The 5,805-nt window shown below is 49.6% G+C and carries 5 protein-coding genes; 2 read left to right on the plus strand and 3 right to left on the minus strand.

The genetic code is table 11. The annotated features are described in order from the left end of the window. Positions 1-123 precede the first annotated feature (123 nt). Positions 124-1,278: a DNA recombination protein RmuC gene (locus tag OSQ85_RS13940; protein WP_265823910.1), complete on the minus strand. Its 1,155-nt coding sequence runs from the start codon at positions 1,276-1,278 to the stop codon at positions 124-126. A 97-nt stretch (positions 1,279-1,375) separates the two neighbouring features. On the opposite strand from OSQ85_RS13940, the gene OSQ85_RS13945 reads away from it, so the two are divergent. Then, complete coding sequence (locus OSQ85_RS13945) at positions 1,376-2,563, plus strand: type 1 glutamine amidotransferase family protein (RefSeq protein WP_265823911.1); 1,188 nt, start codon at positions 1,376-1,378, stop codon at positions 2,561-2,563. Between the two features lie 13 nt (positions 2,564-2,576). Then, positions 2,577-2,984, plus strand: a complete 408-nt coding sequence (locus OSQ85_RS13950) for a precorrin-2 dehydrogenase/sirohydrochlorin ferrochelatase family protein (protein ID WP_265823912.1) — start codon at positions 2,577-2,579, stop codon at positions 2,982-2,984. Here the strand turns inward: OSQ85_RS13950 and OSQ85_RS13955 are convergent. Together OSQ85_RS13955 and OSQ85_RS13960 are read right to left on the minus strand one after the other, a co-directional pair. Further along, positions 2,981-3,340, minus strand: a complete 360-nt coding sequence (locus tag OSQ85_RS13955; RefSeq protein WP_265823913.1) for a YbaN family protein — start codon at positions 3,338-3,340, stop codon at positions 2,981-2,983. The genes OSQ85_RS13950 and OSQ85_RS13955 overlap by 4 nt on opposite strands. Positions 3,341-3,441: 101 nt before the next feature. Next, a complete protein-coding gene (locus OSQ85_RS13960; protein ID WP_265823915.1) occupies positions 3,442-5,403 on the minus strand; it encodes a methyl-accepting chemotaxis protein in 1,962 nt (653 codons plus the stop codon). Positions 5,404-5,805: the final 402 nt, after the last annotated feature.

Raw genomic sequence — 5,805 nt, forward strand, 5'->3', positions numbered from 1 at the left:
TTTAACTGCGCAGGCTGCGAGTGAAGAAAAACTGCAAGGATGCAGGTTTTTCTGAGCAATGACAAGACAACGATTGCTTCACCCTTTCAGGGTTCGCAATGACGTATACAGTCCCGCTGCCTCTTAGTCCTCTTCCGGGCTGTCTGAGCTTATTTTTTCCAGACCGAGTGAATCCAGCTTTTCGAGGGGCTTGTCAAGCATTCTGCGGCGGGTTCCGCTCAAAAGCTCGTATTCCTTTGCCGCGTCCTCTATCTTTTTGCCAAGGCCTTCCATCTTTCCGGTGAAGAGATCCCACTGCTTGCGGAATGTGCCCATGATTGTGAGTATTTCCGATGATGTCTGCTCAAGGCGGAAATTCTCAGCCGCCTGCCTGATTACCGCAAGAACGGAGAACAGCGACACAGGCGATGTCAGGGCGACCTTTTTCTCAAAGGCGAAGTCCAGAACATCCGGGCATTTCTCCATCATGAAGCCGAAAATCTGCTCATTCGGGATGAAAAGCATGGCGAAATCCAGCGTATTCTCAGCGGGGTCTATGTAGTCCCTGCCGGAAACCTCCTTAATCCGCTCCTTAACATCCTTGGCAAATGCCGATGTACGCGTCTTTGCAGCCGCGTCTTCTGTTTCGTCCAGATATTTCAGGTAGTTTTCCAGCGGAAACTTCACATCCATATTAAGTATTGCGCCGTTGGGCATTATGAAGGTGTAGTCCGGTCTGCTTCCGGAGGTTTTAAGGGTTTTCTGCCTGTAGTAGTTTACGTTTTCCATGAATCCGGCGGATTTCAGTATATCTTCCGCCATGCGTTCCCCCCAGCGGCCGCGTTTGCCTGTGGAGGAGAGGGCTTCTTTGAGGGATGATGTAACCCTGAAAAGCTCTTCGGCGTTTCTGGATGTGTGGCGTATCTGCTCAGAGAGGGCGGAGAATTTGGATTCCCTGTCCTTCTCAAACTCTTTTACAAGCTTTTCGACCTCGGTGAGTTCCTTGGTCATTTTGTCAAGCTGGGCATCGATCAGCGCTTTTTTGCCGTCCAGCTGGGCGGCGCCTGCCTTGCGCTCATTTTCGATGTGCTTCATAAGCTCTGCCGTGGTTTTGGAGAGCGCCTCAAGGGAGAGGCCTGAGAAACTGAGCTTAAGCTGCTCCGCCATTTGCGAAACAGTTTTCTCAGCATCGAGCCGGAGAGCCTCCTGCTTCCGTGAGAGCATGGTGAAGAAAACCGCACAGACTCCTGCGCCCGCGGCGAATCCGAGAAGAAAGATAACTATTGATGAATTTTCCATGATCAGAATTTAGCAGAAAGAGAATAAGCGGGCAATATGGTTTGTTCTTTTGCCGATTCTGTTTTAAATTATATTCAGCAAATTTCGGAGTGTTCCATTGGTTCATAAGGGTTTTACTTTTCTTATATGCGATGCGGGCGGGCTGGTTCCCCTTGCCGCCGTTCTGCGCAGGCTCACTGCGGGCGGGGAAGCTGTTTTTCCGTTTGTCCCTGTCCCGTTCTCTCCGCGTATGTCTCACACCCTCTGCGGTGCGGGAACTTCTGCGGATGCTTATATGCTGGCTCTTGCTTGCGGCATAAACGCCTCTTACCTCATGTCTCTCAGGGTGAAGGCGGGAAGCGTTCCCGATTCCGAAACCTATGAAAACGCCGCGGCAAGGCTTGAGGAAATATCAAAAAGCGCAGCCTATGACCGCATAGCCCTTGTTCTGGATGCTGACTGCGGCGAATGGGGCGAGGAACTGGCGGGGCTCATATGCGGCGGCGTATATCTCTGCGGAGGCAGTGCGTCTGTCATGGCAGTCTGGGACGGGGCATCGGACGAACTGAGGGCGCTTATGAAGGGTGCTCTGCTTTCGGAGAAGAGCTGGAGCTTTCTTGCTAAGCCTCCCCTGCCTGTGATTGCCGCCGTGCCGGAAAATCTGCCGGAGGCGGAGATTCTGCCGGATTTATGTATTTTCGGCAATACGGACGGTGTGAAAACAGGGGTGATCAACCTTCCTTCCATGGCGGACTGTGATGATGCCGTTCCGTTTCTCATGTCCATGGATTTCAGTGTATCGGTAATAAATGAGCCGCACGAGGCCGATGAATGCGGCATACTGATCCTCCCTTCCAGCGAAGAACCGAGGGGTGATCTCCGCTTTCTCGAAAAAAGGGGATTTGATGCCAAGCTTAGGGAAATTTTCGGTCATAAGCCTCTGATAGCATTCGGTACGGGGTTTTCCATGCTGGGGTCGAGGTTCAGTTTCGAAAGCGGAACGGAGACGGGAATCTTTTCCGGACTGGGGCTCAGTGATTATGAATCGGTTGTGCGGGGAGGCAGGAGGCTTGTCTGTTCCAAGTTCCGTTTCAGCGGCGAGAAGTGGCTTTTCCACCCGATCAGCGTCAGTGAGGAATATCTTTTTGCGGGCATCCCTTTCCACGGGGAGACGGCAAGCGAACCTGTGCGGAATTTGCTGCACATGGCGCTAAAGATTAAGCCTGATTTTTCCGAATATATCATAGCGGCGCGCGCACTTGGTGTTCTGGCCGATAAATGCATAGTGAAAAATAATATCTTCTGACAATGGGAGGCCTATGGTTCCGTTTATTTTCAACCTTACGGATAAAAAAATTCTGGTGGCGGGCGGAGGTGCGGAAGCCGAGTCTCTGCTTGTGAAGTTTCTGGGGCATGACCCGGAGATAAAGGTTATTTCACCCGCATGCACCGAAAATATCAGGCTTTTTCACAGGTTCGGCCGTATAGAGCTTGAAGAGAGATGGGCGGAGGAAAACGATGTGGATTCTTCCTGCTACTTTGTTTTTGCCGTTACAGGGGACGCTGAGGTGGATGCTGAGGTCGGGGCATGGGCGCGCAGAGCGCATGTGCCTGTATATGTGCTGAATAACCCGCAGATCTCTGACTTTGAACCTGAAAAAGATGAAAAAAACGAGACCGGTGATTTTGACAGAATCAAAGAGCTTCTTCAGACAAGACGCGGCTAATCCCGAATTGTGGGCAAGCTTAGGATATACCATGTCACCCCTGCCCCTGCGGCAGTGAGGATGAGGAATACAATGATGCTGCCCGAAACCACAGATGAGAAAATAAGCGAAAACCAGAGAAGGCAGAGGGCGCGTATTTTTATTCTGCGGCTTATGCCCAGTCCGTTTTCATAATTTCTGATTATATCCCCGAAGTATCTGTTGTTCAGGAGCATTTTGTGAAACTTCTCCGAACTGCGGGCAAAACAGGCTGCCGCCAGAAGTACAAACGGAGTGGTGGGCATAACCGGGAGAAAGATTCCGACTATGCCCAGAAAGAGTGATATAAAACCAAGAATAATAAGGATTATTTTCATCTGCTCTCCTGAGTATGCTCCAATATAAAAACATAACCCGGATAATGCAATAAAAGTTTATTTGAAGTTTAAAACTTTCGCAGAATGCAAGGCTCCTTATATCAGTACCTGAATTTTTCGATGGACTGTCTCAATGATTCCGCGGTGGATTCAAGGTCGCTGAGGGTTTCAGCTATCTCATTGACCGCCGCTGCGCTCTGCTCTATTCCGGCGGATATTCCGGTTGTGCTGTGTCCTGTGTGCTGAATAGCTTCTGACTGCTCATTAACGGAAACAGTGATAATGCTGTTTTTTTCCGCAACGTCAGCCACGGCGCTGTTTATCCTGTCGAAGGCGCTTTTTGTGCTTTCGGACTGCATAACACATTTCTCAACATTGTCTGAGGCTGCCTGTGCGCCTTTTACAGCGTTTTCAGTTTCATTTTTGAAAAGGGTGACAATGCTGATTATTTGCCCTGTTGATGACTGAGTTTTTTCAGCGAGCTTACGCACTTCGTCCGCAACAACAGCAAAACCTCTGCCCGCTTCACCGGCTCTTGCCGCCTCTATGGCCGCATTCAGTGCCAGTAGGTTTGTCTGATCGGCTATTTCATTTATAACTTTGACAATATCACCTATCTCGTGGGATGTTTCGCCAAGTTTTTTAATCGTCTTTGCCAGACTATCGCTGTCATTTTTTATGGCAGTAATCAGCCCGACTATGCTTTCCAGTTCGGCACGCCCGTCAGCTATGCTTTTTGTGGCCGACTGTGCTGCATGCTCCACCTCTTTGATGTTTCCTTCGATGGAAACTGCGGTGGCGCTCATTTCGCTCATTGCTGCCGCTATGCCTGTGACCTCTTTAGACTGCTCGCTGAATGTCACGGAGAGCTCTTCCACCGCGGCGGCAAGCTGGGTTGTGCCTGATGCTGCAACTGATACGGATTTAGCCGTGCCGCTCACCAGAAACTGGATGTTCTCAATAAAGCAGTTAACATTTGCCGCCAGTTCACCTATTTCATCGCGGTTGGATACATTGATCCGCCTTGTCAGGTCTCCGTCACCTTCATTAAGCTGGGCAGTGAGGTTGATCAGCAGCCGGATATTGCCTATCACAGATTTCAGAAGAACAAGGATGAGCGAAACAAAGGCTGTAAAACCTACAACCGCCATTATCCCTGTGAGGGAAAGCTGGCTCTTGGCGGCTGTTATCCGGGAGTTCATGTAGTCTGTCATGGTGAGTGCTATGAAATCTTCTGTCTCTTTCATTGCGTTTATTTTCCGGGTCATAAGGCTGAACCATTCCTCGGCATTAACGCCGAAGCCGCCCTCAGCACTTTTTGCAGCCGCGGTTTTTTCCATTTCTGCCGCTTTCAGGCTGTAGTCAGAGTTCTCGGCATTGTCTGAGCTGACAGCAAATTCTTTTCTGGCGCTCCAGCCAAAGGATGAAAGATAAGCTTTCCTCTCACTGGCCAGACGCAGGTATTTTTCATACATACCGTCAGTGAAACGGTCGTCCGCGAAGACAGAAGCGAGAACAGCGCGCATGAGCCCTGTCTGTTCCTTGGCGCTCATGTAGTTGGTGTATGCGATTATGTCCTTGGCAAGCTGAGGGTCGCTGACATCAGCCGCCATGTGGGAAACAGCGCTGAGAAACAGGCTGTTTATTTCTGAGTAGTAGTTTATTACCTCTGCGGGTGCGGCTTTTCGGGTTTCGGTGTCTCTGCGTATTTCTGCAAGCCTGCCAAGCCCGTTCATAGCATTTGTTATGCCTTCGGATTTGAAAGACGCTTCCTCTGCGGCTTTTCTGATTTTTTCCAGTGCTGCATCAGTGGCGGTGTGCTGAGTGTTTAAACTGCTGAGAAAAGACTTGTCTCCGCCGGAAAGATAACCTGCGGAAAGCCCGCGCTCCTTCTGGAGCTCGTGCACGAGGGCGCTGGATGAAACTGAAAATTCAACAAACTGCCGGAGCGCTTTTGTTCTCATCAGTATGTCTGCATCCTGAAAAAGTCCGGAGACAGTGTAGAACGTAAGCATAATAAACGGAATTAACAGTGCCGAGAGTACTTTTGTTTTTATTGACATATTTTTCACGGCGTCACCTTTATCAGAAATAATTATTTGTAATATATATTACAAACCATGAAAAATAATTGACCAATATCAATTTACTGAATAGCAGCGGAAGGAAAATGTTTCTCAGTTCTTTAATAACCTTAAACTGGCAGGATGACGTACTGCAGAATCACTGCGAGGAGCGAAGTGACGCGGCAGTCTCTAAAATATACCGAGAGATTGCTTCACCCTTTCAGGGTTCGCAATGACGTATACCGTCCCAAGGATGGGACTGCGCCGTGCGAAGCATTGATTCAGGCACATGGATGTGCCCGTGGAGTGCGTACCGCAGCGAATGTGAGGAACGCAAGAGTAACCAGAGCAGCAAGCAGTTTTACTGCGCAGGCTGCGAGTGAAGAAAAACTGCAAGGA

Origin of the sequence: Geovibrio ferrireducens (assembly GCF_026226615.1) — a bacterium.
Lineage (GTDB): Bacteria > Chrysiogenota > Deferribacteres > Deferribacterales > Geovibrionaceae > Geovibrio > Geovibrio ferrireducens.

Excerpts from the sequence above, each read along its gene's own strand:
- OSQ85_RS13950 (WP_265823912.1), top strand. The coding sequence starts at position 2,577 with ATGGTTCCGTTTATTTTCAACCTTACGGATAAAAAAATTCTGGTGGCG.
- OSQ85_RS13960 (WP_265823915.1), bottom strand. The coding sequence starts at position 5,403 with ATGTCAATAAAAACAAAAGTACTCTCGGCACTGTTAATTCCGTTTATT.
- OSQ85_RS13955 (WP_265823913.1), bottom strand. The coding sequence starts at position 3,340 with ATGAAAATAATCCTTATTATTCTTGGTTTTATATCACTCTTTCTGGGC.
- OSQ85_RS13940 (WP_265823910.1), bottom strand. The coding sequence starts at position 1,278 with ATGGAAAATTCATCAATAGTTATCTTTCTTCTCGGATTCGCCGCGGGC.